Annotated in this window: 27 protein-coding genes; 6 read left to right on the top strand and 21 right to left on the bottom strand. The window is 36.1% G+C overall.

Going from position 1 to position 26,999, the window contains the following annotated elements; translation table 11 throughout:
* The first annotated feature begins 25 nt into the window (after window positions 1-25).
* Window positions 26-1,267 (top strand): nucleotidyltransferase, encoded by a 1,242-nt coding sequence (locus ACFVQC_RS04975; protein ID WP_377895213.1) that lies wholly within the window; start codon window positions 26-28, stop codon window positions 1,265-1,267.
* A gap of 26 nt (window positions 1,268-1,293) precedes the next feature.
* On the opposite strand, the gene ACFVQC_RS04970 is transcribed toward ACFVQC_RS04975, so the two are convergent.
* The gene (locus tag ACFVQC_RS04970; RefSeq protein WP_377895209.1) at window positions 1,294-2,319 is read right to left on the bottom strand and encodes a SepM family pheromone-processing serine protease; all 1,026 of its coding nucleotides are present in this window, start codon (window positions 2,317-2,319) and stop codon (window positions 1,294-1,296) included.
* Window positions 2,312-3,103, bottom strand: a complete 792-nt coding sequence (locus ACFVQC_RS04965; RefSeq protein ID WP_002088284.1) for a patatin-like phospholipase family protein — start codon at window positions 3,101-3,103, stop codon at window positions 2,312-2,314. The genes ACFVQC_RS04970 and ACFVQC_RS04965 overlap by 8 nt, the downstream gene beginning before the upstream one ends.
* A 112-nt stretch (window positions 3,104-3,215) precedes the next feature.
* Here ACFVQC_RS04965 and ylbJ point away from each other — a divergent pair, with 112 nt between their 5' ends.
* Entirely contained in the window at window positions 3,216-4,445 is a 1,230-nt protein-coding gene (gene ylbJ / locus ACFVQC_RS04960; RefSeq protein ID WP_377897540.1) for a sporulation integral membrane protein YlbJ, read from the top strand.
* Here ylbJ and coaD read toward each other — a convergent pair.
* Both coaD and rsmD read right to left on the bottom strand, forming a co-directional pair.
* Complete coding sequence (gene coaD, locus ACFVQC_RS04955) at window positions 4,437-4,928, bottom strand: pantetheine-phosphate adenylyltransferase (RefSeq protein ID WP_000200601.1); 492 nt, start codon at window positions 4,926-4,928, stop codon at window positions 4,437-4,439. The genes ylbJ and coaD overlap by 9 nt on opposite strands.
* Window positions 4,925-5,491 carry a 16S rRNA (guanine(966)-N(2))-methyltransferase RsmD gene (gene rsmD, locus ACFVQC_RS04950; protein ID WP_377895207.1) on the bottom strand — a complete coding sequence of 189 codons (567 nt, stop codon included), beginning with the start codon at window positions 5,489-5,491 and terminating at the stop codon, window positions 4,925-4,927. Before rsmD ends, coaD begins: the two co-directional genes overlap by 4 nt.
* Window positions 5,492-6,012: 521 nt before the next feature.
* Here rsmD and ACFVQC_RS04945 point away from each other — a divergent pair.
* A complete protein-coding gene (locus ACFVQC_RS04945; RefSeq protein ID WP_002111466.1) occupies window positions 6,013-6,402 on the top strand; it encodes a DUF7147 family protein in 390 nt (129 codons plus the stop codon).
* Window positions 6,403-6,455: 53 nt separating this feature from the next.
* Here the strand turns inward: ACFVQC_RS04945 and ACFVQC_RS04940 are convergent, their stop codons facing one another.
* The 6 genes from ACFVQC_RS04940 to ACFVQC_RS04915 form a co-directional block, all read right to left on the bottom strand.
* Window positions 6,456-6,722 carry a YlbG family protein gene (locus ACFVQC_RS04940; protein ID WP_002088292.1) on the bottom strand — a complete coding sequence of 89 codons (267 nt, stop codon included), beginning with the start codon at window positions 6,720-6,722 and terminating at the stop codon, window positions 6,456-6,458.
* Between the two features lie 126 nt (window positions 6,723-6,848).
* Window positions 6,849-7,301 (bottom strand): YlbF/YmcA family competence regulator, encoded by a 453-nt coding sequence (locus ACFVQC_RS04935; protein WP_070144653.1) that lies wholly within the window; start codon window positions 7,299-7,301, stop codon window positions 6,849-6,851.
* A 116-nt stretch (window positions 7,302-7,417) separates the two neighbouring features.
* Entirely contained in the window at window positions 7,418-7,990 is a 573-nt protein-coding gene (locus ACFVQC_RS04930) for a histidine phosphatase family protein (RefSeq protein ID WP_377897539.1), read from the bottom strand.
* A gap of 77 nt (window positions 7,991-8,067) precedes the next feature.
* Complete coding sequence (locus ACFVQC_RS04925) at window positions 8,068-8,313, bottom strand: YlbE-like family protein (RefSeq protein ID WP_002121947.1); 246 nt, start codon at window positions 8,311-8,313, stop codon at window positions 8,068-8,070.
* Between the two features lie 11 nt (window positions 8,314-8,324).
* Entirely contained in the window at window positions 8,325-8,762 is a 438-nt protein-coding gene (ylbD, locus tag ACFVQC_RS04920) for a YlbD family protein (RefSeq protein WP_002111470.1), read from the bottom strand.
* Between the two features lie 216 nt (window positions 8,763-8,978).
* Complete coding sequence (locus tag ACFVQC_RS04915) at window positions 8,979-10,013, bottom strand: CAP domain-containing protein (RefSeq protein ID WP_377897537.1); 1,035 nt, start codon at window positions 10,011-10,013, stop codon at window positions 8,979-8,981.
* 207 nt (window positions 10,014-10,220) lie between these two features.
* Here ACFVQC_RS04915 and ACFVQC_RS04910 point away from each other — a divergent pair, with 207 nt between their 5' ends.
* On the top strand, window positions 10,221-10,586 hold the full coding sequence (locus ACFVQC_RS04910; protein WP_002066906.1) for a YugN family protein: 366 nt from the start codon (window positions 10,221-10,223) through the stop codon (window positions 10,584-10,586).
* A 46-nt stretch (window positions 10,587-10,632) separates the two neighbouring features.
* Here ACFVQC_RS04910 and ACFVQC_RS04905 read toward each other — a convergent pair whose 3' ends face one another.
* The 7 genes from ACFVQC_RS04905 to ctaB all read right to left on the bottom strand — a co-directional run bounded on the left by ACFVQC_RS04905 (window position 10,633) and on the right by ctaB (window position 17,927).
* The gene (locus tag ACFVQC_RS04905) at window positions 10,633-11,631 is read right to left on the bottom strand and encodes a formamidase (protein WP_000535796.1); all 999 of its coding nucleotides are present in this window, start codon (window positions 11,629-11,631) and stop codon (window positions 10,633-10,635) included.
* 387 nt (window positions 11,632-12,018) lie between these two features.
* Entirely contained in the window at window positions 12,019-12,924 is a 906-nt protein-coding gene (gene ctaG / locus ACFVQC_RS04900) for a cytochrome c oxidase assembly factor CtaG (protein WP_002146015.1), read from the bottom strand.
* An 81-nt stretch (window positions 12,925-13,005) separates the two neighbouring features.
* Window positions 13,006-13,338 carry a cytochrome c oxidase subunit IVB gene (gene ctaF, locus ACFVQC_RS04895; RefSeq protein WP_002121961.1) on the bottom strand — a complete coding sequence of 111 codons (333 nt, stop codon included), beginning with the start codon at window positions 13,336-13,338 and terminating at the stop codon, window positions 13,006-13,008.
* A gap of 3 nt (window positions 13,339-13,341) precedes the next feature.
* Window positions 13,342-13,965, bottom strand: coding sequence for a cytochrome c oxidase subunit III (gene ctaE, locus ACFVQC_RS04890; RefSeq protein WP_000557861.1), 624 nt, complete (start codon window positions 13,963-13,965; stop codon window positions 13,342-13,344).
* On the bottom strand, window positions 13,965-15,800 hold the full coding sequence (ctaD, locus tag ACFVQC_RS04885; RefSeq protein ID WP_171903074.1) for a cytochrome c oxidase subunit I: 1,836 nt from the start codon (window positions 15,798-15,800) through the stop codon (window positions 13,965-13,967). The genes ctaE and ctaD overlap by 1 nt, the downstream gene beginning before the upstream one ends.
* A 60-nt stretch (window positions 15,801-15,860) precedes the next feature.
* Window positions 15,861-16,910 (bottom strand): cytochrome c oxidase subunit II, encoded by a 1,050-nt coding sequence (gene coxB / locus ACFVQC_RS04880; RefSeq protein ID WP_002088304.1) that lies wholly within the window; start codon window positions 16,908-16,910, stop codon window positions 15,861-15,863.
* Window positions 16,911-17,003: 93 nt separating this feature from the next.
* A complete protein-coding gene (ctaB, locus tag ACFVQC_RS04875; RefSeq protein WP_070144659.1) occupies window positions 17,004-17,927 on the bottom strand; it encodes a protoheme IX farnesyltransferase in 924 nt (307 codons plus the stop codon).
* 497 nt (window positions 17,928-18,424) lie between these two features.
* Between ctaB and ctaA the strand changes: the two genes are divergently transcribed.
* Window positions 18,425-19,360, top strand: coding sequence for a heme A synthase (ctaA, locus tag ACFVQC_RS04870; protein ID WP_002146013.1), 936 nt, complete (start codon window positions 18,425-18,427; stop codon window positions 19,358-19,360).
* Window positions 19,361-19,446: 86 nt separating this feature from the next.
* Here the strand turns inward: ctaA and pyc are convergent, their stop codons facing one another.
* The 3 genes from pyc to ACFVQC_RS04855 form a co-directional block, all read right to left on the bottom strand.
* On the bottom strand, window positions 19,447-22,893 hold the full coding sequence (pyc, locus tag ACFVQC_RS04865; protein WP_377897536.1) for a pyruvate carboxylase: 3,447 nt from the start codon (window positions 22,891-22,893) through the stop codon (window positions 19,447-19,449).
* 333 nt (window positions 22,894-23,226) lie between these two features.
* Window positions 23,227-24,405, bottom strand: coding sequence for a putative lipid II flippase FtsW (ftsW, locus tag ACFVQC_RS04860; RefSeq protein ID WP_377897534.1), 1,179 nt, complete (start codon window positions 24,403-24,405; stop codon window positions 23,227-23,229).
* A gap of 125 nt (window positions 24,406-24,530) precedes the next feature.
* Window positions 24,531-24,818, bottom strand: a complete 288-nt coding sequence (locus tag ACFVQC_RS04855) for an Fpa/YlaN family protein (protein ID WP_000135698.1) — start codon at window positions 24,816-24,818, stop codon at window positions 24,531-24,533.
* 150 nt (window positions 24,819-24,968) lie between these two features.
* On the opposite strand from ACFVQC_RS04855, the gene ACFVQC_RS04850 reads away from it, so the two are divergent.
* Window positions 24,969-25,466, top strand: a complete 498-nt coding sequence (locus tag ACFVQC_RS04850; protein WP_078172903.1) for a hypothetical protein — start codon at window positions 24,969-24,971, stop codon at window positions 25,464-25,466.
* A 49-nt stretch (window positions 25,467-25,515) separates the two neighbouring features.
* Here ACFVQC_RS04850 and ACFVQC_RS04845 read toward each other — a convergent pair whose 3' ends face one another.
* A complete protein-coding gene (locus tag ACFVQC_RS04845) occupies window positions 25,516-26,844 on the bottom strand; it encodes a PhoH family protein (protein ID WP_219919809.1) in 1,329 nt (442 codons plus the stop codon).
* Between the last annotated feature and the right edge of the window lie 155 nt (window positions 26,845-26,999).

Raw genomic sequence — 26,999 nt, 5'->3', positions numbered from 1 at the left:
TGCTACATCGAAAGGAGAGATTACCATAAAATCCAGTGGTATTGTTGTTGAATATAACCCTTTTCATAACGGTCATGCTTATCATGTGCAACAAACAAAAAAGTTAACACAGTCTGATATTATTATCGCCGTTATGAGTGGTCCTTTTTTGCAGCGTGGTGAGCCCGCACTCATCTCCAAATGGTATCGTACTAAAATGGCCTTAACAAACGGCGTAGACCTTGTTGTAGAGCTTCCTTATGCATTCGCAACCCAAAAGGCCGAGACTTTCGCAAATGGCGCAATTTCGATTTTAAACGCCCTTGGTGTTTCTGACATTTGTTTCGGCAGTGAAGATGGACAAACTGAAAATTTCTACACTACCATCGCTATACAAAAAAATGAAGAAGAGACTTTTAATCGTCTTGTGAAGCAATTTATGAATGCAGGTAATAGTTATGCAAAAGCTACATCTGAAGCCTTTTCACACATCTTACCACCCGAAAAAAACGTAGATATGTCACAACCAAATAACATTTTAGGCTTACAGTACATTAAAGCAATTCTCTTACAAAATAGTTCCATGCAAGCGCAAACTATAAAAAGATTCGCCTCTCATTATCATGATGAAACATTTCATGATCAACATATTGCAAGTGCAACAAGTATTCGCAAACAGCTATTTAATGAAAACAGTTCCTCTACAACTATTGAGCCTTTTATCCCAAAAATAACTGCTTCTCTTTTAGAAAACTACAAGCAAAACTACGGGACGTTACATAACTGGGAAAAATACTTTTCATTTTTTAAATACAAACTTATGACGATGTCTTCAGAGGACTTACAACATATATATGAAATGGAAGAAGGTTTAGAGCATCGTATTTTATCAAAAATACAAAACAGTTCATCTTTCTATTCATTCATGGAAGCATTAAAAACAAAACGTTATACATGGACTAGATTACAAAGAGCTTGTACACATATTTTAACAAATACAACGAAGGAAGAAATACATAAAGCAAATATAGAGCAACATGCGCCGTATATCCGTCTTCTCGGAATGTCACAAAAGGGACAAACTTATCTTTCTAAAAATAAGAAAAAAATAGAACTCCCAATCCTTACTCATACAAAAACATTCGAACATCCGACTTTAGATATAGAACGAAAATCAAATGCTGTATATTTCTCCATAATGCAAGAACCTTTGCGGACACAACTGCTAAAACAAGACGCAACGCATCATCCAATTCGTTATGATGAAATAACGAAAAAATTCCTATAAAAAAAACCTCTCTTCTTCAGAGAGGTTCACTTTGTTTTACCCATTTTTTCCAAATACGTTAATGCATCATCCAGTGTGTCCACCGGTACAATTTTCATCTTTGTTTTAATATCTTTCGCAGCTTCAAGAGCATCTTTATAATTCGATTTCTCTACACCTTTTTCATTTGGTGCAAAAAACACTTCAGCTCCTGCATCACTAGCAGCTACTACTTTTTGCTGAATACCACCAATTGGACCAATTTCTCCTTTATCATTGATTGTACCTGTTCCAGCTATTTCATGTCCGTTTGTTAAATCGTCTTCAACGAGCTGATTATAAATTTCTAGTGTAAACATTAACCCTGCTGACGGGCCTCCTATTTCATGGGAATCAATTTTCACTTTCGGATCTACTACTAACTCTCTTTCCGTCACGATAGAGACCCCTATACCGACGCGTCCATTCCCATTAGGGATTGTCTTTACATTTAAATTTTCTTTAAACTGTTTTCCGCCCCGCTTGTATTCAATATTTACTGTATCCCCTTCTTTTTTCCCTGTCATATACTCAATAAATTGTTCCGTCTTGTCGAATGTTTTTCCATCGACAGCTACTATAACATCTCCAAGCTTAAGCTTTCCTTCTGACGGCATACCCTTTGCTACACCAGCCACTAGTACACCTTTATTTTCAAAAGAAACAGAGCGATTTGCACGTTTATATGCATTATAAATTGCAGCATTTTGTGAATCTTTCATCGCATACTCTTGACGAAATTGATATTCTTCATCACTCTCACCTTTTTGCAATATTTCTTCCGCCTTCGAAACGTGTGTATATTTATTAAATTGCGCGGCTATTAAGTTCACAACATTTGCAGGCCCCATTGAGACAGTGACAAGCATAAAATCACCAGACTCTTTAGTACCACCGTCAACTTGCACGTACGGCGCTAATTTCGCGGCCATACCTGGTTTTGTCACAAAGTATGGCAAACGCACATAAACAAGTAGCATCGCCAATATAACCCCTATTAAAATTGCATATATAAACCGAAAACGCTTAAACATTATGTTTCTCCTTCCACTGCTCAATTAGTAAATAAATGTTTGAAATGTGTTTTTCTGCTTCCACTTCTCCGACCCGAATGATATCTTCAATATGTGTAAAAGCACGCGAACTAAATTGTTCTACTGCTGGCCGCATCATTAAATCTGATGCTATTTGCCGATTCATCACAAGTTCATGTTGCATGATTTCAATACTTTGCATAATCACATCATAAATCGATGTAACCTCTCCATTCACCTTAATTGGAGATACATCAACAGCAATAACAATATCAGCCCCTAAATCTTTTACAACCGATACGGGAATACGGTCAATTACCCCTCCATCCACTAATAAGCGGCCATCTATTTTCTCTGGAACAAACACCCCTGGCACAGATATACTAGCTCGAACCGCCTCCGCAATCGGCCCGCTTGTAAAAACAACTTTTTCCCCCTTCAAAATGTCAGTAGCCACAACAGCCGTCGGGATATCTAACTCTTCTAAATTTTTATTATATGTAAACATTTTAATCATATCTTTGATCCTTTTTCCAGCAATAAATCCCATTTTAGGAACTGTAAAATCCAAATAATATTTCCTTTTAAAAACAGCTGCCAATTTATACAGTCTTTCAACGTTACAACTTGCTGCATAGAATGTACCAATTAACGCTCCTATACTGCTACCTGCTATCATATGAATAGGGATACCAGCTTCCCTTAATACTTTTATTACCCCTATGTGAGCAAAACCTTTTGCACCTCCGGATCCAAGCGCTAAACCGATTTTTGGTTCCTTCATTTATCTCACCCTTTAATTTTTTTCATTCCTTTTTCATACTTATGGTCTAAATTCACCACATATCCACGTATACTGAAATGAACGTTTTTGGGACAAAGGGGGATTTTCTTACATGTACGAAAAATGGAAAACTGCTTTTCTTACCATATCAATGTTATTTTTAACCTTTTCTCTTGTACTTCATCCCCAAGCTGCTTTGCAAGCTTCAATTCGCGGGTTAAATATATGGTGGGAAGTTGTATTCCCTTCACTACTACCGTTTTTCATCATTGCGGAACTTCTAATCAGTATTGGTATTGTAAAATTTATCGGTGTTATATTAGAACCACTAATGCGTCCACTGTTTCGTGTTCCAGGGGTAGGTGGGTTTGTTTGGGCAATGGGAATGGCTTCAGGATTCCCCGCTGGCGCCAAATTAAGCGCTAGACTACGCAAGAGCAATCAACTAACACAAATCGAAGCGGAACGACTCGTATCTTTCACAAATTCTTCTAATCCACTTTTTATTTTCGGAGCGGTTTCTATTGGTTTTTTCAATAATCCGAAATTAGGGCTCGTATTAGCAGCAGCACATTATATAAGTAACTTTATCGTCGGATTACTTATGCGCTTTTATGGTAATAACGATACTTACATAAAAGACAAACATACGAATCAAAAGCGTGCCTTTCAAAACCCTTTTTCTATCCTCCACCAAACACGTATGCAAGAAAAAAGACCGATTGGAAAACTACTCGGTGACGCTATCGTTTCTTCTATTCAAACATTGCTCATGATTGGTGGGTTTATTATTTTATTCTCTGTTTTAAATAAAATGATTACTGTTTTCGAAATTACAAAAGCGCTTTCTTTTATTATGCAACATATTTTATCATTCTTCCAACTTACATCCCAATTTAGTATTCCGATATTATCCGGTATTTTTGAAATGACGCTTGGAAGCCAAATGATTAGTCAAACTAATGAATCAACACTTCTTCAACAAGCGATGGTAACAAGCTTCATTTTAGCATTTAGCGGCCTTTCTATTCAGGCACAAGTAGCAAGCATATTAGCGGAGACAGATATCCGCTTTAAACCATATTTTTCAGCTCGAATTATCCAAAGTATTCTCGCTCCTATTTTCACTTTTATATTTTGGGGACCATTCTATGAAAAAGTTCATTCTTTCTCGCCTACGCAAGAAGATCTTCCCGTAGTTTTATTGAATCATTCTTACACACTAACTGATATTTGGACATCATTTATACACTACGGACCAATCTTCACCTTATTTTGTTTATATTTATATGTTATCTTATTGTTTTTACGCATTTATAAAGAAAAACCCCGTTCACTTTAACGGGGTTTGAAACTTTTCTTTTAAAGCACGCTCTACAATCGGAGGAACAAGGTCTACTACACTTCCCCCATATCTCGCAACTTCTTTCACAATACTTGAACTTAAAAATGAATATTGATTATTTGTCATAATGAAGAAGGTTTCGATATTTTCGTCTAATTTTCGATTCATTGAAGTAATTTGCATCTCATATTCAAAATCAGAAACCGCTCGCAAACCACGTAATATTGCATTTGCATTACGCATTTTTGCATATTCCACCAATAATCCACTATGTGAATCAACTTTCACATTCGGAATATCCTTTGTCGCCTCTCGAATTAACTCTAGGCGTTCTTCTACCGAAAAGAATGGTTTTTTTGATGAATTGTTTAAAACAACTACATATACTTCATCAAATACTTTTGCTCCCCTTTTAATAATATCCAAATGTCCAAGGGTAATTGGATCAAAACTCCCTGAAGAAATAGCTATACTTGTCATTCTGTCCCCTCACCTTCATACTTATAAATCGAAATTGCTGTAATCCCGTAGTTTTCTACCCGTACTTTTACAAGTTCTCCTATTGAATCAGGTAAAACCACGTCATCCCCATGCTCTGCCATAATGATGCCATCTTTATTTAACAATCCATGTTGATCGATCACACTAATTAAAGACACAATTTTTTGACCTTTATATGGAGGGTCTATTAGTATAAGATCGAATGATATTTCACGCTTTATAAGCGCCTTTACCGCACGTTCCGCATCATTTCGATACACTTCAGCTTGTTCTTGTATTCTACAGCTTTCTAAATTTTGATGAATGACTTTTATCGCTTTACTATCTCGGTCAACAAAAATCGCTTTATCAATCCCTCTACTTATGGCCTCAATTCCAAGACCACCACTACCACCAAATAAGTCAAGAGCGATACCACCATCATAATAAGGACCTATCATATTAAAAATAGATTCTTTCACTTTATCTGTCGTTGGACGTGTTGTATTACCAGGTACCGCTTTAAGTGGGTGCCCTTTACATTTTCCTGAAACTACTCTCATCTGTTGTCACTACCTTTATTTCAATCTATCGAGCGATTACAGTAAATCCATCTCAAGTCAGTAACCGCTACCAAACCATACAATTCTTCACTAATTCGTTACTTAACCTATAGAGAACGTTAGTTAAAATAACCGTTCGCTATTTCTTGCATATTCATCTCACTATTTGCGAACAAAAACCCTTTATGTACATCAGTTCCACTTTACCTTTTTTATCCTATCATAAAATAAAAAAAAGAAAAATAAAAATAAAAAGCCTAACATAAATTTTAATTTCATTATGTATATCTTCATTTAGATTGGACATAAATAAATATAACAACATCATCTTCGATGTTGTTGCCAACCGCGGAGAAGACTTACGTTTCCCCATAAGTTCTTCCTCCGGTTTCTCCTCTCCCTTTTCCTTCTTACTAGTACATACTAGTATTAGAAGGGCCCTGCTTTGCAGGGTTTTTTTATTTGTCTACTTTTCATTTAAAAAGTGAGGTGGTACAGTAAAAGAAAGAGGAGGAAAAAATATGATTCAACGCTTTATAGAACTCGGAGAAGGCTACTCTGACTTATATGAATTACTTGAAATTGCCAAAACAAACCAAGAACGTGTAACACATATGTTACAATTCGAAACTGTAAAAAACGAAAAAAAAATGTGTTCACTTGTTGTAATACTAAAACCGACAACTACTGGTGATTTCCAACCATTATACATATGTCGTGAAGGCATTCCTTTACTTGAAAATAAAAAAAGTAAACGTGTCGTTTTATTTGAAGAAATGGCGGAACAAATAGGGAAAAAAGTTACTCCCTTTACTGTAAAACCATCAACAACTTTCCCTGAAAAAGAACTATTTTTTAATCATCTAATTGGTATTTTACGAATGAACAATTTCATTCCTCCAATGAAATAACACGTTATTTCAAATAAAAAAATCCCTGCTAAATTTAGCAGGGATTTTTTCACTTAGCTATAATCGTATTCTTTTGCCCGATCAGGACGCGAATTTTCGAATTCTGTTTTTAAAAATGGGCGATACGACTGTTCTACTTTTTTCACAAAAGGAAGTTTATTCAATTTTTGCATCATATGCTCAATTTGTTCCATATCACAATATACAACGGCATATTTCAAACGTTTTGATATGTAATGAATGTTACCATATTTCCTTAAAATCTTGGCATGTTTCAATGAATGTAAATAAACAATCATACTTTGTCGTTGCCCGAACATAATCTTCTCCATCTTCTCCTTTTAAAAACTTATATTCTTATATTTTATGAAAACCAATCAAAATTTATGACATTAAAGGACAAACTCTGTATACGTTTTCTTCTATATTCTAAAAAACAGGGTAAATTACCCCGTTTTTTTACAACCACAACCGCCTCCGGTACCACAACCACCGCCACAGCCACCCGCATCAAAAAACGGATTTCCTGTTGGAACTTTAACGGAAGGAGACACCTCAGAACCAATTGCTACACTAACTTCATCTAATAACTTTTGTAAAGCAGTTTCTGCTCTTTTAAAGGCTGCAACCTTATCATGCATATCTACAGAACGCTTTAATTCCCTCATTTTCGTCGAAACGAAAGTATAATCAGGATGATATTTACCAAAACGTTGCACTTCTTCGTATCGCTCTTTCATCGCTGTAAATTGCTGAATTAGCGTCTGGACTTCTATATCTTCTTGTAAATCCTTATAATACTTACGATAATCTTCTGCTATATCTGAACAGATAATCGCTTTTGCAAGCTGCTCTGCCTTATCTAAAATCAATACGCTTTCCAGCGTCGCTACAATCATGAGAGACACCTCCGAGTATTCATCATAACACATTTGGAACAGAACTACTAATTGAAGTGTCTCACCTAAAAGAAAGATATGATTCTAACTACTTTTCATACAATCCCCTTGAACTCTTATACACTAATATGCTCCGCAATATTATATTTAAGAACATCCCATTTCCCGCTATTCTCTTTCACGTAGCTAATACATGCGTTTTTTAACGGCGTTTTAAATGTAATTTCATCTGGTGCAATTGCGTGTAAAATAGCTTTTATTGCATGTGAATGCGCAACAATGATAATACGTTTATCTCCATGTGCTACTGCAACCTCTTGTAAAGCCGTAAAACAGCGCTCTACAATTTCTTCATCCTGCTCCATTCCTTCTACATTACCTTCTGCAATTAACTCTCTAACGGTCGCAACTGGTTTCCCAGAAGCTTCCCCAAAATTACGTTCCATAAATCGCTCATCTAATAAAATAGATGGTAATCCAATAGCCCCAGCAATTTCCTTAGCTGTTTCTTGCGCTCTAATTAACGGACTACTTATAATTATATCCCACGATTCCGCTTGCAAGGCAGCTGCACTTTGACTCGCTTGCTTCTTCCCAACCTCGTTAAGTGGAATATCTTCGCGCCCTTGAATAATCTCTTGAAAGTTCCAATCAGTTTGTCCATGTCGTACTAAACAAATTTCCGTCATGCTGCAACTCCTTTTTTAAATAATGCGATTCTATTGTAACAAAAGTTTTGCATAACGGACATAGTTTTCCCTTCCAATTACGTCGTATTTTGCTGCTTCATATACTGGAACATATCAATCATAATTGAAGCAACCGCCAATTGATTTTGAAATTTTTCCACTTTATCTGGTATCGTTTTTTTGAAATGCTGCATGGCAGCTAACTCAAAAGCTTCTTTTTCTTCTGGGTTACGCGTCAATTTCCGGTACCAGTATGGCTGTTCCCGAATATAGCGAGCTAAATCCTCATCAGCTTTTATAAACTCCATAATTTCCGCTCTCATCCTCTTTCCCCCTAATCCTTTTGAAAGAAAAAAGGATTATTTTCAGAAGTACTTTGTTCTGGCTGCGCACGGTTCCCTTGAAATTGTTGGATAACTTGTTGCACGCTACCAATCGCACTCGTTACATTTGCTAAATGATGTTGCATTTGTTCTACGTCTAACTTTTTAAAGAAAGAAAGCATTTGCCCCATCACATCAGCTGTTTTTTCCTCTTCTGTTCGACTTTCTTTTTCTTCTTTATTTTCTTTTACCGAAGAAAAAGCAGGTGCTCCATCAGGTCTATATGCTGTCCATATTTGATCTTCTTCACCTAGTAAGTACCATTCTTCATAAAATTGCTGCCAAGTTTTTTGACCACTTCTAACCTCATGAACCATTTTAGGGTGATGGTTTACAAACTCTTTAAACTGTTGAACCGATGGATGTAACGGCCCTTTTGTTGTTGGCATAATCCTCACCTCTTCATGTATATCTACTATATTGTAAGAAAAAAAAGGCACATGGTTCGCCTATTTTTAGACGATTCATGCACCTTTTTATCTCCCTATTTGTGGACAGTAAGACTTCCACCTTAAACTTCTACGAATAGGCGGGAGCCTTACAAGCCCGATTGATGAAGGCTAATAATCAGTGAAGGATGCCCCCCCACTGATTAAAGTTTCATTTTATTTTCGGATAAAGTTTTGAGTATAAAATTTATCATATACCCCAACACCTAATCCAGTAAATTGTTCATTTAATACATTCTTTCTGTGACCCTCACTATTTAACCAACCTTGTACCGCCGCAATTCCATCACTATGTTGCGCCGCTATATTCTCACCAGCAAGTTGAAAAGCCACTTGCCCACGTTGCAAACGATCTCCTAACGTACCAAAAGTAGGTGAATCGTGTGAAAAATAATTATTATCCTTCATATCTTTACTATGGCCTAATGCAACATCTGCAGTTTGTTGGTCCCATGTTAACAACGGTAATTGATGACGACTTCGAATAACATTTGTTAAATCGAGAATTTGTTGCATATTTCCATTTTCTACTTGTTTCATTTTTTCTGGCGTCAGCGGCTGTTCCGCTATTAATTCACCTGAATAAACGAGTTGATATGGTCTTTGTCGTAATAACGTTTCATCATCCATATAACGAAGACCAACAAGCTCATGTGTAAAGTGATCAAAATATAATTGTGCCCATCCATCTTCTACAGGTACTAGCGGTTGTTCCATTACTTCCGTATCAGATAACTCAAATTGATAACTATTCTTTCCTCTTTTTAATGAAATCTCATGTGAAAGTGGATTCTTTTTATATACCTCTTCATACTTTTCATTTATATAATAGGGAGCCACCTTAACTTGCTCACCAGCAACATACGCCGTTACAACTTTACGTTCAGCAACTCCAAATTGAACATACTGAGCTAAATCTTGGTTATACACCCACCATTCATATCCATAAGCAGACGGCTCTATTCGAGACGGTTCGCCCCACTTCGCTAATAAATTCTCAGAGTCCCCACCAATCATACTTAAAACAGTATCTGTGGATTCTTCATTTACTTGCTTCTTCTTTTTCACATTTTTATTTTCTTGCTTAGAGTGAGATGGGGTTAATATATATTGTGATACGAGTAACTTCCCGTATAAATCAACAGCTAAAATTAAAAATGTAATCATTACGATACGCAATAATTTCTTCAAACGATATACCTCCTGAACAAAGCATAAAATCGAGATATACACAAATCCTTTTCTTTCCTTTTTTGTGTGTACCGTACTCTTTTCACTATATCATATTTTCACGAAAAAAGTCTGGAATATCCCTTTTCTCGCAATATGAATTGCACTTTCTTATTATTCATACTATTATAAAAATAATGCACTAACATTAAAATAAGGAGGTATTCTATGCAATTTACAAATACAAACTTTAATGATGCAGTCGTTGATTTAACTCTTTTAACTGAGATTATGGAAAACAATCATTTTGTACTTGCTGGACAATGGGATTACGAACGCGTTACATATGATTATAAATTTGAAATATTAAAGGATATTTATTATTTACGTGTACAAGGATTTGCTGTTGAAGGTGACATCGGCGGCAGACACGCTCAAGTAAAACTATTGCCACCCTTATTAGGAAAACATTATTATCCTCATGGCGTTGAATATGGAGATGATGAGATTTTCCCGACGAATGTACTTCAAAAAAGCGAACAACTCCTACAAAATATTGAAAAAGAGTTGAAAGAATTTCAAATTATTGAGTAAATAGAACAAGCGCATCATATCGATGCGCTTGTTCTATTTCTCTTACCTAAGAATGAATCGTCTTTTTGACTGGATACCCATAAATGGATCCATCTTTTACTTTAATCTCATCTTCCCAAGGAACCTTATATTTACCTTCAGCTAAATCTTTTACAAACGTATACGGGTTTTCTTTCACCCCACCAGGAGTCGCTACATATCCCCTTGAACCTAAATTATATATATTATTTTCGAGACCCCATCCTAATCTAGCCTGATCTGCTAGCTCTGGATATACTTCGGCAGTAACAATCTCCCAAGGGTTTCGGTGTCCCTGCACTAAAGTAGTCCCATCAAAATTACATACTTGTCCTTCACCAAAGTAATAAAATACACCATCATAACCCGCTAAGTTCACTGACAATGTATACATTAAATTTTGCCATGCATTTGAACGATTAGTTAACATCCATTGTTCACTAACTTGTGTGCTATATCCGGAAATACGAATCAAGACATTTGCACCTTTATAGGCCGCTTCACGGGCTACTTCAGGGAACATGCCATCATGACAAATACAAACAGCTAATTTACTTCCTCCAGGTCCATCACAAACAGGTAAGCCTAAATCTCCAGCTTTCCAAGGCTCGACTGGCACCCAAGGATTTAACTTACGATACTTCAAAATCATTTCACCCTGTGGATCAATAATAATTGCTGTATTATACGGTTCTCCACCATCAGGATTTCTTTCCATTATAGAAAAAACACCATATACTTCAGATTCTTTACATGCCTCAGCAAATAAGTCTGTTTCTGGTCCAGGAACTGTACATAAAAACTCTTCTGTAGTCCATTTTTTTGTATTGAGCCCCTGTGTACTATATTCGGGAAATACTATCAATTCTAATCCAGGATAACCTGATTTCGTTGAATGAATTGTTTTTATGATCTGTTTAATTTGTTTATCAATGTCTGCACGCGACTCTACTACCGGTACTGGATATTGAATTAACGCTGTTAAAAAACCACTAATCGGCTTTACCATGCTTCCACTACTACCCATTTAAATTCCCCCTTAAAATAGTTCATGTTTATTAAAGATAACAATATAAAGTGAAACTTTAATCAGTGGGGGCTTTGTCCATCCCCCACTGATTATTAGCCTACACCAATCGGGCTTTTACGGGCAGTTGATCTCCCGCCTAACTCCCTCGCAGTCGCCAAATTTCGAGGTGGGAATCTTACTGCCCGTTAATGCGGGATAAATTTGTAATTCTCTAAAAAACTTGCACTACATATGGAATTATTACGTATTAAAGCTAGTAGTAAGTTTTATATCCACTTTAGTACATGCCTACACTAACTTAACATAAAAAGTTTGAAAATTCAATCTTTTATAATTAGCTAAAACCAAAGAAGAAAAAAGTGTATGGAATCCCATACACTTTTTTTACTTAGTCTGTAAATACGGAGGCAATTGTTGCAACTGCTCTTTATCCTTTTCACGCTCTCTACGTGCCCATTTAAAGAACACATAACCGATAATCGTACCGTACACTATTTCCTGGACAATTTTCATAATGATACCGCCTGTTTGTTGGTCTTCTACTACCGGCATCCAATGTAAAAATTCTGGTCCAGTTATATTTAAATCTGATAAAGTCCCCGCCGGTACACAGAGCTCCATTGCCTTCATCCAAGCGGCCGGATCTGTATATGTTGCAAATAATGGTGCAGTCGCAAAAATTATTAACGCACAAGCTGGCGTTAATAAAATACCATTAGCAAACATATAACCAAGCTTCTTAATATCACTTAAAGTTTGATATTCTGGTAGCGGATTTAACATCGGCCACCACATCATCATTGCTGCAAAAAACAATATAGCAAGGCAAATAGGATGCGCTATTTGACTTTGTTTTACTGTATCAAAAACAACTGGCAAATGATAAAAGGAAAACAGACCGTTAAATACCAACAACGCAATAAGCGGCTTTCCAAAAACCTTTAGCACAATTTGAACGAACTTAAAAGAAGTAATATATTGATATAACCATACGGGTATACCAAGCAGTAATAACGGAGGCACCGCAATATACATTACTGCCATCTCAAGCATATGTGCACTAAATATAATATGACCAATTAAATCAATAGGTCCTCCCTTTACAAAATACAAAAGAACAATCCCGGTCGTAAAATAAAAAATTTGCTTCTTACTTACCTTCGTCGCATTTTCAAATCGCGTTCTATATGGTCCAATAACTAAAAAATAACTAATAAGAATCGAGATCATAAATAATAAAAAAATCGGACTCCATAAAGCTTGAAAACCAAATACCCATAAGTTTTCCATTTCCACACCTACCTTTTCAAAATCCTTATATTTCATATACAAAGAGGGCTATGATAAATCAGAGCCCCCTACTATCACTGTTTAAATCCACACAATTGTCATAAAGGCTAATATTGTTAATAAACCAATTAACAATCCAGAGTATAAGAAGAAACTCGCCGCTTCATGCCCTTTATGACTCATATGCATGAAATAATATAACTGAAATATAACTTGAACGACTGCTAACAATAATATAAATGGAACCGAAAAAATCGGGCTAAATGTTTTCGGATATGCCACCGCTGCAAATGCAACTAATGTTAAAAAAATCATTAGTGAAAATGTAATAACTTGGTGCTTCATTTCCTCTGCACTTTTTCTCTTCCGATAAACAAGATCCACCTTAGGATTATTCGTTTGCTTAACCGCCATTGTTTATCCCACCATTCCCATCAAATATACTACAGTGAAAATAAACACCCAAACTACGTCAATAAAGTGCCAATAAATTGATGCAACATAAAACTTTGGTGCGTTATATAAATTTAAACCTCTCTTCGCGTTTCTAAAGATTAATGTTAAAATCCAACATAATCCAAACAACACGTGGAGCCCGTGTGTACCAACAAGAGCATAAAATGCAGAACCAAATGCACTACTTCTCATAGTATGCTTAAATTCATGCGTATAATGATAAAACTCATATATTTCAAACCCCAAAAATCCTAAGCCAAGCAACACTGTTACAAGTAACCAAAGTTGCATTTTCTTAAAGTTGAAATTTTTCATATGATACATTGCGTATACACTCGTTAAACTACTTGTTAACAAAAGCATCGTCATAATGAAAACGAGCGGCATTTGAAACATCTCTTGAGATGTTGGTCCACCATTTGTAGAGTTCTTTAATGCTAAATATGTGCCAAATAAGGAAGCGAACAACACTGTTTCGCCTCCAAGAAATAACCAAAAACCAACAAACTTATTTTTTCCCTCAAGGGTTGCTTTTTCAGGCTCTGCTGGAAATGTTTCATTCGTTAATTTCTCATCTACATGCATTACGCCTTGCCCCCCTTATCATCTAAATCTTCCTTATGAATATGATATCCATGATCATCAATTACTGAACGAAGGAACATTGTACCAAATGTAATGATTAAACCGATAATTGCTACTAATAACCAAAATTTATCTTTGCCACCCTGCATATACATCGCACCAAAAGCAGCTATAAATAAACCTAGAGAAATAATAAATGGTGAAAATGAAGAATTTGGCATATGAATATCACCGACCGGTTCCGCTGCTGTCATCTCTTTATTACCCTCACGTTTTTCAATCCAAAACGGATCTAATCCGCGAACAAATGGTAACTGTTTGAAATTATATTCCGGTGTAGGTGCTGGCATTGTCCACTCTAACGTACGCGCATCCCACGGATCACGACCAGCCTTCTCTTTTGATACCGTTGTTTTTATTACATTGAATAAAAGAACAATCGTTCCAAGAGCCATAAACACTGCTCCAATAGAACTAATCATATTCCCCATTTCCAATCCTTGCCCCTCTAGATATGTGTAGTAACGACGCGGCATACCGATTAGACCCAGGAAATGCTGAATAAAGAACGTTAAATGGAAACCGATAAAGAATAACCAAAATGTTATTTTTCCTAACGTTTCATTTAATACTTTATTAAACATAAGTGGCCAATAATAATGCGCACCTGCAAGTAAACCAAATACAACACCGCCAACAATTACATAATGAAAGTGTGCTACTACAAAATAATTATCATGAAACTGATAATCGGCTGGTGCAGAAGCAAGCATAACACCTGTAACTCCACCCATAACAAAGGATGGAATAAAAGCTACCGCCCACATCATTGGTGTTGTAAACCTAATACTTCCACCCCACATGGTAAAGAGCCAGTTAAATATTTTAATACCCGTCGGAACTGCAATCGCCATTGTTGCAACTGAGAAGATAGCATTTGCAACAGGCCCAAGACCAACAGTGAACATATGATGCGCCCATACCATAAATCCTAAAAATCCTATTAATACTGTCGCGAACACCATCGAGGAATAACCGAATAATCGTTTTTTCGAAAATGTGGCGAAGATTTCTGAGAATATTCCGAAAGCTGGGAGTATAAGAATGTATACTTCCGGATGACCGAAGATCCAGAATAAATGCTCCCATATAATCGTGTTCCCACCTAGTGCCGGATTAAAGAAACTTGTGCCAAATAAACGATCTAACATTAAAAGTCCTAATCCTACAGTTAATGGTGGAAATGCAAATAAAATAAGTGAAGATGTTACAAATGTTGTCCATGTAAACATCGGCATGCGCATGTACGTCATCCCTGGCGCACGCATATTAATAATTGTAACAAGGAAGTTAATACCTCCAATTAATGTACCAATACCTGATATTTGCAAGCCGAGTACATAAAAATCAACACCATGTCCTTTAGAGGCTAAAGCTAAAGATGCATACGATGTCCACCCTGCATCAGGCGCTCCTCCTAAAAACCAACTTAAATTTAAAAATAATCCACCAAAGAAAAACAACCAAAATCCGAGCGAATTCAAAAACGGGAACGCCACATCACGTGCTCCAATTTGAAGTGGTACAGCGGCGTTCATAAATGCAAACACGAGTGGCATAGCTGCGAGGAAAATCATTGTTGTACCGTGCATCGTTAATACTTGATTATAGGCATCCCCAACAAGAAAAGCATTGTTAGGAATCGCTAACTGCAGGCGAATAAATAGTGCTTCTATTCCACCTATTACAAAAAACAATCCACCTGCAATTAAATAGAGAATGGCAATCTTTTTATGGTCTACTGTCGTCAAATAATCCCATATGACAGCACCCATCCCCTGTTTTTTTGCTACAGAACTCACGTTTTCAACCTCCCCTTCGCAAATGATCCCTCTTTACTTTTCAATCTTTAACGTTTGTAAATATGCATTTAATGCATTAATTTGATCATCCGTTAAGTTGCCATATTTACCAGTCATTTTATTACCTGGTTTCATATTTTCAGGATCTTTGAGCCATTTTTTTAAGTTCTCTTCATTATTTTCGGCAATACCAGCAACCATATCGCGATCTGCAAAGTTTGCTAAGTTCGGTGCGATACGAGCAGAAGGTGGTCTACTATCATTTGATCCAACTGCATGACAACCAATACAGCTTTTATTAAATATTTCTTGACCCTCTTGCGCCTTTGTAGAAGCTACTTCTTTTTTTCCATCAATTTTCTTCATGTCAGCAAGCCACTTTTTGTACTCGCTTTCATCCAGAGCTTTCACTTTGAACTGCATTAAAGAATGTGATGGGCCACAAAATTCTGTACAAAAACCATTATAAGTGCCCGATTTATCTGCCTTTAACCACATTTTGTTTACATTATCTGTATTTGTATCCATTTTCCCAGCTAAAGATGGAACCCAAAACGAGTGTTTAATATCGGCACCCTTCAAATTCAAATACACTTTCTTACCTGTGGGGATAACTAAATCTTGAGAAGTTACTATTTTTTCTGATTTATAAGAAAATTCCCACCAATAAAGATTCGCTGTTACATCAACAACGATAGTATCTTTATCAATATTCTTTTTCTCCATCGCACTTACATCAGCAAGCTTGAATGTATATGTAACAGTCGGAACAGCCAAGATTAACAAAAGAATAATCGGAATAACTGTCCATATAATTTCTAGTTTGTGATTTCCTTCAACTTGCTCTGGAATATAATCTTCCTCACCCTTTTTTTGTCGGAAACGCACAATTACATATAAGAAAATAATAGTAACTACAAGTACTACTCCTACCATGATTGCACTCGCTAGTAAGAGCAAATCATATTGCATTTTTGCTACTTCCCCTTGCGGAATTAAAGTAGACTGAAAAGCTTTACCGCATCCCCCTAACAGTAAAGCCAGCAGTGAAACGAACGAAAGCAGTCGCCACTGTTTCTTCATACAAACAACCCCCACTTTCTTTGTGAATTAGATTGTACTTTATAGTTAAGTAAAGTAAATCTCAACGTAAAGAAATCCAATCATGTCGTTGTCTTAGAAGAATGTAACTACAATCATTGACACAAATAAGATTGTTAAGTAATTCAGGGAATAAACAAACATTTTTACGGACCATTTGATGTCATCTTGCTTACGGAAGCCATAAAACCCTAATGCGATCCATCCGATGTTAAGCAATGTTGCAATTACCATGAATGTTATTCCAAGCCCACTCATATAAAATGGTAGTGGTAATAAACATACTGTCCAAATCATAATCTGACGTTTCGTAATATCAAATCCCTGTACAACAGGAAGCATTGGGATTCCTGCATTTCGATATTCATCAACACGCTTCATCGCTAATGCGAGGAAATGTGGGATTTGCCAAATAAACATAATTAAAAATAACATCCAAGCAATTGGATGATTTAAAGACGGATCAATTGCCGCCCATCCAATTAAAGGTGGAACTGCTCCTGATATACTACCTACAACAGTATTCAACGTATATTTTCTCTTCGTCCATAACGTATATAAAACAACATATGTGAAGGCACCAATAAATGAGATTAACACTGCCATCGGTGTAGTAAGTAATAAAAATGCAAAGCCAAGAAGTAAAATTACAAGTCCAAATGCAAGTGCAAAGCCAGGTTTATATTTACCTGTTACCGTTGGACGGTTTTTTGTTCTTTCCATTAATGGATCGATATCTCGGTCAATGTAGTTATTTAAACAACATACCCCAGCCATAATTAATGCAGAACCAACGATTGTGAAAAATAGCTTATCTAGATTGTCCATAACACTCAATCCATTAAAATGTAAAGCCAACCAAAATCCTGTAAATACAGTAAGTGTATTTGAGTTTACAATCCCCATTTTAACGAGCGCTGATAAATCTTGTAACCGAGTTGTTTCCGGTACAATTGAAACAGCTGACTCATCATGCAGCTCACTTGTTGCATGGTTCATCACTTTAACCCCCTCTTAAACCTATCATCTTTCTAAGCACATATTTCATGTGAAATATTTCGCTTCTATATAGCAATATTATTACAGTAGAAATATTGTTAACACATTCTACTACTAATCTACGCCCATACTCCAATATATTAAATCACATTTCCCGAACATTTTGTGAAGAAAACATGAACTTTTTGTGTCGAACATTAAAAAACTTTATTCTAATTTATCCTTATCATAACATGATGTTATCTTCTATAATAAACTATTTTGTCATATTTAGCATGTATTCTCCCCATTTCTTTTCAAAACAGCCTAAATTACTCCTAAAATATGTATTTAAAATCCCATTTTTTTCTTTATGCTACGTGCGTTGTCCTCGCCCTCCATTTCTTTGCTATTTTATTATTTTTTATATATCATAGGACTGTAGCACGTTTTATTCTATACATAATGGAATGAAAATATTTCGCAATAACTTCATAGCAGAAAGATGGTGAAAGAGATTGCAACGCTTTATTAAATGGTTAGCAGTCATTACAAGTCTCGATTTATTAGTAGTTTTACTAGGAGGCGCTTTAGTTACAAAAACGGGTTCAGGCCAAGGATGCGGCAAATCATGGCCTCTTTGTAACGGTGAATTTGTTCCATCTAATTTATCAATGGAAACTATTATTGAGCTAAGTCACCGCTTAACATCTGGATCAGCAGGAATCCTTGTTACTCTTCTTTGTATCTTGTCCTGGAAATATTATAAACATGTGCGCGAAACAAAGACGTTAGCAATTTTATCCTTCGTATTTTTAGTTGCACAAGCATTAATGGGGGCGGCGGCGGTTGTTTGGGGTCAAATGCCTGCTGTATTAGCTATTCATTTCGGTATTTCCTTAATTTCATTTGCTTCTGTCATCTTGTTAACGTGTCTTATTTTTGAAATTGATCAGAAATTTGATGCACGTTCACTTATTATGGACAAAAAAATGAAATTTCATATTTATGGTGTAACAATTTACAGTTATATCGTTGTCTACACAGGAGCTTTAGTACGTCACGAACGAGCTACCTTAGCCTGTCCAGACTTCCCTTTATGCAGTAAAAATAGACCTATGCCAACTCAACTACATGAGTGGGTCCAAATGGGGCATAGAGTTGCAGCTATGTTAATATTCGTTTGGATACTATACGCAATGTTTATAGCTATTCGTCATTACAAGCAGCAGCGTGTAGTATACTGGGGATGGATTATTTCCTTTATCCTTGTTACACTTCAAGCTATAGTAGGAATTTTAGTCGTATTGACAAATGCTAGTTTAGCAATGGCATTATTACATTCACTCTTCATTTCTTGCCTGTTTGCTGTACTATGCTATTTAGTTATGATAGGTACAAGAAGTACCGTCAATGCAAAAGAAACTGAATCAACTTCTAAACAAACAAAATAAAGTAAAATTTTAATACCTTGCCAATTCGGCAAGGTATTATTTACACACAAAAAAGAGCTGCTTTCGCACAGCTCTTTTTCTTTATTTTAATGATCTAATTCAATGAGTAAGTCACCCGTTTGAATTGCATCCCCATCATTTACATATACTTTTTTCACTTTACCACTGAATGGCGCCTGAACCGTCGTTTCCATTTTCATCGCTTCTGTAATTGCCATGGAATCACCTTTTTTCACTTCATCGCCTTCTTTTACAACTACTTTAATAACTGTTCCTGGCATCGTTGCGCTAATATGATTTGGATTTTCACGATTCCCCTTCACACGCTGTGCAACAGTTGCTTTCACGCTTTCATCTTTTACTACGATTTCACGTGGTTGACCGTTAAATTCCAAGTAAAGAATACGATTCCCATCTGGCTGAGGCTCTCCAATTGATACTAGTTTAACCATCAATGTTTTACCTTGCTCGATTTCCACATCAATTTCTTCACCAAGTCTCATACCGTAGAAGAATGTCGGTGTATCAAGTACAGATACATTTCCATAAAGCCCAGCAACTTTTTCGTAGTCCATAAATACTTTTGGATACAATGCATATGCGACTACATCAAAAATCGTTACTTCGCGTCCAAGTTTATGGAATAACTCTTCTTTTAAAGCATCAAAATCTACTGGTTCTAATAATTCACCCGGTCTTACTGTTAATGGCTCTTTCCCTTTTAAAATAATTTTTTGTAATTCTTTCGGGAAACCACCATATGGTTGTCCTAAATCTCCAGAGAACATTTCAACAACAGATCCTGGGAAGTCCATAGCATGTCCACGTTCTAAAATATCTTGTTCTGTCAGATGATTTTGAACCATAAATAATGCCATATCACCCACAACTTTAGATGACGGTGTTACTTTTACAATATCCCCAAACATGTCATTAACACGACGGTACATCACTTTAACTTCATCAAAGCGATCTCCTAAACCAACCGCCTTCGCTTGTTGTTGAAGATTACTATACTGTCCGCCTGGCATTTCGTGCATATATACCTCTGTGTGAGGTGCGTTCATACCACTTTCAAATGGTGCATAATATTTGCGTACATCTTCCCAATAATAAGATAGTTTTTCTAATGAATCTATATTAACATCTGGTTGTCTTTCGTTTCCACCTAATGCATAGTATAGCGTGTTCGCACTTGGCTGTGACGTTTGACCAGCCATAGAACTCACCGCTACATCGACAATATCAACACCTGCTTCAATCGCCTTTGTATACGTTAAAATACCATTTCCGCTTGTATCGTGTGTATGCAGGTGAATTGGTATCGACACCGTTTCTTTTAATGCTGAAACTAAATCATATGCTGCGTTTGGCTTTAATAAACCTGCCATATCTTTAATTCCTAAAATGTGAGCTCCTGATGCTTCCAACTCTTTTGCTAAGTTTTTATAATAATTCAAATCATATTTACTGCGTAATGGATCATGAATGTCTCCCGTGTAACACATTGTCGCTTCTGCAATTTTACCAGTATCTCGTACAGCATCAATTGCAACTCTCATGCCTTCTACCCAGTTTAAGCTATCAAAAATACGGAATACATCAATTCCGGCTTGAGCAGAACATTCTACAAATTTTTGAATTAAATTATCTGGATAGTTTTTGTATCCAACTGCGTTTGAAGAGCGAAGTAACATTTGGAATAAAACATTCGGCATTTGTTCACGAAGATCTAGTAATCGTTCCCATGGATCTTCTTTTAAGAAACGATACGCAACATCAAATGTTGCACCGCCCCACATTTCTGCTGAGAATAGATTTGGTAACATTCTCGCTGTCGGCTCTGCAATTTGATGTAAATCTTTAGTTCGAATACGAGTTGCAAGTAAAGACTGATGCGCATCACGGAATGTTGTATCAGTTAAAAGTACACGTTTTTGATCTTGAACCCACTTTACTAGTCCATCCGCTCCACGCTCATCCAAAATTTGTTTCGTTCCATTTTGGATTGGCTCTGAGTGTTTTACGCTTGGTATACGAGCATCAGGGAAAATTGGCTTTTCTTTTTTCCCTACTCCTGGGAAGCCATTTACTGTTACTGAACCAATATAATTTAACATTTTCGTTCCACGGTCTTTACGTTTCGGGAACAAGAATAGTTCAGGTGACACATCAATAAACGACGTATCATATTCTCCTGATAAGAAGTTTTTATGTTTTACTACATTCTCTAAGAATGGAATATTTGTTTTAATGCCACGAATACGGAATTCTTTTAAGTTACGTTCCATTTTTGCAGCAGCTTGCTCAAAAGTAAGAGCCCAAGTTGTAACTTTTACAAGTAAAGAGTCGTAGTACGGTGTAATAACTGCACCTTGGAAACTATTACCTGTGTCAAGACGCACACCAAAACCACCGCCTGATCGATACGCCATAATCTTCCCCGTATCAGGCATAAAGTTATTAAGTGGATCTTCTGTCGTTACACGAGACTGAATTGCATAACCATGTACAATAATCTCTTCTTGTTTCGGCACACTTACCATCTTGCTATGTAAAGCATGTCCATCTGCAATTAATATTTGTGATTGAACAATATCGATTCCTGTAATCATTTCTGTAATTGTATGTTCTACTTGAACACGTGGATTTACTTCAATAAAGTAAAATTCATCATCTTTCACAAGAAATTCAACAGTTCCAGCATTTAAATAATTTACATTTTTCGTTAACTTTACTGCAGCTTCACAAATACGCTGGCGCAAATCATCTGAAAGCGACACGCTCGGCGCAATTTCAACTACCTTTTGATGGCGTCGTTGTACAGAGCAATCACGCTCATACAAATGTACAACATTACCTTCTTCATCTGCTAAAATTTGTACTTCTATATGTTTAGGTTTTTCAACGAATTTTTCAACGTACACTTCATCATTACCAAAGGCTGCCTTTGCTTCTGATTTCGCGCGATTATACGATTCTCTTAATTCTTCACTAGTACGTACAATACGCATACCACGACCACCACCACCAAGCGATGCTTTAATAATAATCGGGTAATCATACTTTTCAGCAAATTCTGCGACTTCTTCTATTGAATTTATTGGACCATCACTACCAGGAATAACTGGAATTTGTGCTAACTGCGCTTGTGTTCTTGCTTTAACTTTATCTCCAAACATATCTAGATGCTTACTTTTTGGACCGATAAAGATAATCCCTTCTTCTTCACAACGTTTTGCAAATTGAATATTTTCTGACAAGAAACCATATCCAGGGTGGATTGCATCTACATGATTACTTTTCGCAATCTCAATAATGCCTTCAATATCTAGATAGGCATCAATTGGCTTTTTCCCTTCCCCAACTAAATAGGACTCATCTGCTTTATAGCGATGATAAGAACCACTATCCTCTTTCGAATAGATTGCAACTGTGTTTAATCCAAGTTCTGAACATGCTCGAAATACACGAATTGCAATCTCTCCACGGTTAGCTACCAATACTTTTTGAATACGTTGCAGCTTTGTCATGATTTTCCCCCTCTACTTTCCTACCACTCTAGAGATAAAATACATACACACTCTAAAGAGCGTGAAGTTCTTCACTTTCCACATTATATTATACTTAGAAAGCTTCACTTTATTTTTATCCATCATACCTTATTTTTTAACAAATGATAAGTTTTCTGTGCAATTTGTTTCACAAAAATAGTATAGCATACCTCTTCCTTTTCTAACAACACTATTGTATATCACATTCACTTAAATGTAATATACTTTTCGTTTTAAAAGAATCAATATTATATCACATTTAAAACCTAACAAAATAAAAAACACATTGAACTCTAGAGCTCAATGTGTTTTTTATTTTACAACAACAAGATGCGGTCCACCTTGCCCTATTTCTGTATTCATTTCATTCTGTAATTTCTCTTGTCGTTTTACACGACTGGCAATATTTAACAGTATACCCATTGCAAGTAAATTAGCCAATAAAGAACTACCACCATAACTTATAAACGGTAATGGTACCCCTGTAAGCGGTATTAACCCAGACATACCACCGACATTTATAAAAGTTTGAACTCCAAACAAACTTGCAATTCCGATAGCTATTAAACTTCCAAACGGATCTTTACACTTTTGTGCAATTCTAAATGAACGAATAATAATGAGTAACAAGCAAATCAAAATAACAGCTACACCAATAAAACCTAGCTCTTCAGATATAATTGCCATAATAAAATCTGTTTGCGGTTCTGGTAAGTAGCCATATTTTTGGACACTGTTCCCTAACCCTCTACCGTTTAGCTCTCCTGAAGCAATTCCAATAAATGAATTTATTAATTGGAATCCATCCTTTTGCGGATCGCTAAATGGATCAAGAAAAACTGAAAAACGTGCCTTTTGATATGGGCTTAATGCATAATTTCCGAGAAAATATAGTGCCGGAATCCACACTATAGAAGTTAAAACAATTCGTTTAATCCATAAGTTAATCCGGACTCCCGAACAAAGAAACATAATTCCTACCGTTCCCGCAATTAACAAATCGGTACCTAAGTCATTTTGAAGTAAAATTAATCCCATCGCTCCACCAACAACAGCTAGAGGAGGAATTATCCCTTGTACAAAAGCTGTTTGCGTTTCTTGTTTCTTAGCAAAAAAGTTTGCTAACGTAATAATAACCGCTATTTTCACAAACTCAGCTGGTTGTATACCTAATATCCATCCTTTTGCACCATTTACGTCCTTACCGAAAATCAAGGCTGCTGATAATAGACCAATACTCCCTATTCCCATTGCGATCAAAACTATTCGCTTTCTCCACAACTTATAAGGAATAGCAACGATAATCGCTAACATTATCGTTCCAATAGCTAAAGCAATTAATTGTTTTTTAAAAAAGTAATTTGCTGGCCAGTTATGCCTCGAAATCGCAACAATGGAACTCGAACTATATACCATTATAACTCCCAGCACACATAAGATAACAAGAGGAAGTAACAATGAATAATCCATTGATTTCCATACTTTTTTCATTTCATTTCCTCTCTCTGTTTCAAATTAATTATTGTTGTATTCCATATGTATATAGGTTCTTCCTTCTTTATTATACAAATAAAAAGCCCAAACTATTTCAGTTTGAGCCCCCTTATTTGAACCCGTTATTGTTGTTTGTTTGTAAATGCTTCATGAAGTGCAGACAACTCACGTTCGAGCTCTCCTAACATTGCTTTCCCTTGTTCTTCTGCAATAAGACCAAGGCGAACTGCAAAATCGACCTCGCGGGATAGTCCAAACATTTGTGTGTCTAAAACTTCTTCATATAATGGACATTGCGGCATTGTAAGATTGTCCATTTGTACCTTAATAAGTCTTAAAATCTTCTCTGCATCCGCTTGTAGAAGGGCTAGTGCCTTTTCCTGATGATTTGATACTGTCTCAGACGCCAAATTGATTCCCTCCGTTTCCGTCCTACTCTCTCATATCTATTAATATTAGCGATAGTTTTAATAAATTGCAATAGAAACATTTTTTGTGACAACAGTGCCTAATACTATTATACTGAAAAGTGGGAGTATAACACAAATGGGGGAACAACAATGAGCGAAATTTTATTTATTAATGGAAAAGTTCGTTTTCCAATCACTATCGATCCAACTGTATGGATTTTCGATGACCGAAAAATAGATTTGACAACCTACTTTGATGAAACTAGAGAAGAATCATCCGAATTAGAAACATACTTAAAACATACTTCAGAGCATTGGGATCGCGAAATCCGTGATGGTGCTGCCTTCCCGCCAATACAACAAAGTGTAAAGAAATATAAAAAAGAACAGCTTATTAACGGGACATTTGGCATACCACTTCATCCATTTCTTAAAAATGCTGAAATTTTAGAAGATGCTACTCAAGTCGAAATTGAAACCACAGACAATACAATTACACTTCCGCTAGAAACAGCCCATAAAGCTATTCTCGGTTTTTCAAAAGAAGGTAAACCATTACGAGAAGACGGGCCTGTTCATCTATATTTCCATGATGGATCTAATAGACAAAATCCGATTCGTAACATCCGTAAATTTACAATCATTTAAATTGTATAATTAAAAAGAAAAAAAGGAGTGAGCTTAGGCTCACTCCTTTTTATAATAAATCCGCTGCTAGTTGTGCTAAATTAGAACGCTCTCCTTTAACAAACTTTACATGTCCACTAATACGTTGTTCTTTAAACTTCTCCACAACATATGTTAAACCGTTATTATATTCATCTAAATACGGGTGATCAATTTGCTGAGGATCTCCCATTAATACAATCTTACTTTTTTCGCCTACCCTTGTTAATATCGTCTTTACTTCATGCTTCGTTAAATTTTGTGCCTCGTCAATTATAATGAACTGGTCTGGAATACTTCTCCCGCGTATATAGGTAAGCGCTTCTACTTCAATCGAACCCATCCCAGCTAAAATAGCATCTAGCTCCCCAGGCTTTTTCGTATTAAATAAATACTCTAGATTATCAAAAATCGGCTGCATCCACGGTCTTAATTTTTCCTCTTTCTCTCCTGGTAAATAACCTATATCTTTTCCTACCGGTACAATTGGTCTCGCGACAAGTAGTTTTTTATATAACCCTAAATCTTCGGTTTGCATTAGTCCCGAAGCTAATGCAAGTAACGTTTTTCCTGTACCGGCTTTCCCTGTTAACGTTACAAGTGGAATATCTTCCCGAAGTAGCAATTCTAATCCCATAATTTGCTGCACGTTTCGCGGACGTATCCCCCACACTTGCTCATTGTGAAAAATAAGTTTCTTTACCTTCTTACCTAAATGATCCACAATCCCAAGTGCAGAACTAGAACCCCCTAGTGCATCTTTCATTACAACAAACTGATTTGGATAAAAAGGATGATTTGCGATTTCAGATAAAGGCAGTTCACCTTTTTCATAAAAATAATCTAACTGTTCTTTTGATATATAGCCTTCTAAAAATCCTGAATATATATTTTCCACTTCAATTACACGGTCACTTAAATAATCTTCGGCCTGCAATCCAATTGCATCAGCTTTTACCCTTACGAGTACATCTTTACTTACTAAAATAACTGATTTCCCATCCTCTTTTTCTTGTTCTTCTAAAGCTAGGTTTTTTGCTACCGCTAAAATTCGATTATCATTTGTTTTTTCCACAAAAATATCTTGTAGTTGAACAAATGAGCGATGATTTAATTCAATACGAAATGTACCGCCGTTTTCTAACGGAATACTTTCATGTAGCTTTCCTATTTCGCGAAATTTGTCGATTAACTTAGATACATAGCGAGCATTTCGTCCTACTTCATCCATATAACGTTTTTTCGAATCAACCTCTTCTAATACAACTGCTGGAATTACTACTTCATTTGTTGCAAATGAAAAAATAGATAAAGGATCCTGCAAAAGTACATTCGTATCTAACACATAAATTTTATCCAACCTGTTACCCCCTGACTCCACTTTTAAATTTGTAGAACAAGGGTTTCATCCATAAAATATGGACGAACCATTGTTATAATTATATGTACCGTAAAAACGAGGTAGAATCGAAATTCATAGAAATTAAACCTTTTCTTTATTTTTTATTCATTTCT

Source organism: Bacillus sp. NPDC057893, assembly GCF_042796455.1.
Classification (GTDB): Bacteria; Bacillota; Bacilli; order Bacillales; family Bacillaceae_G; genus Bacillus_A.
Note: the sequence above shows the minus strand (reverse complement) of the source record. Positions and strands in the feature narration are given on the sequence as shown.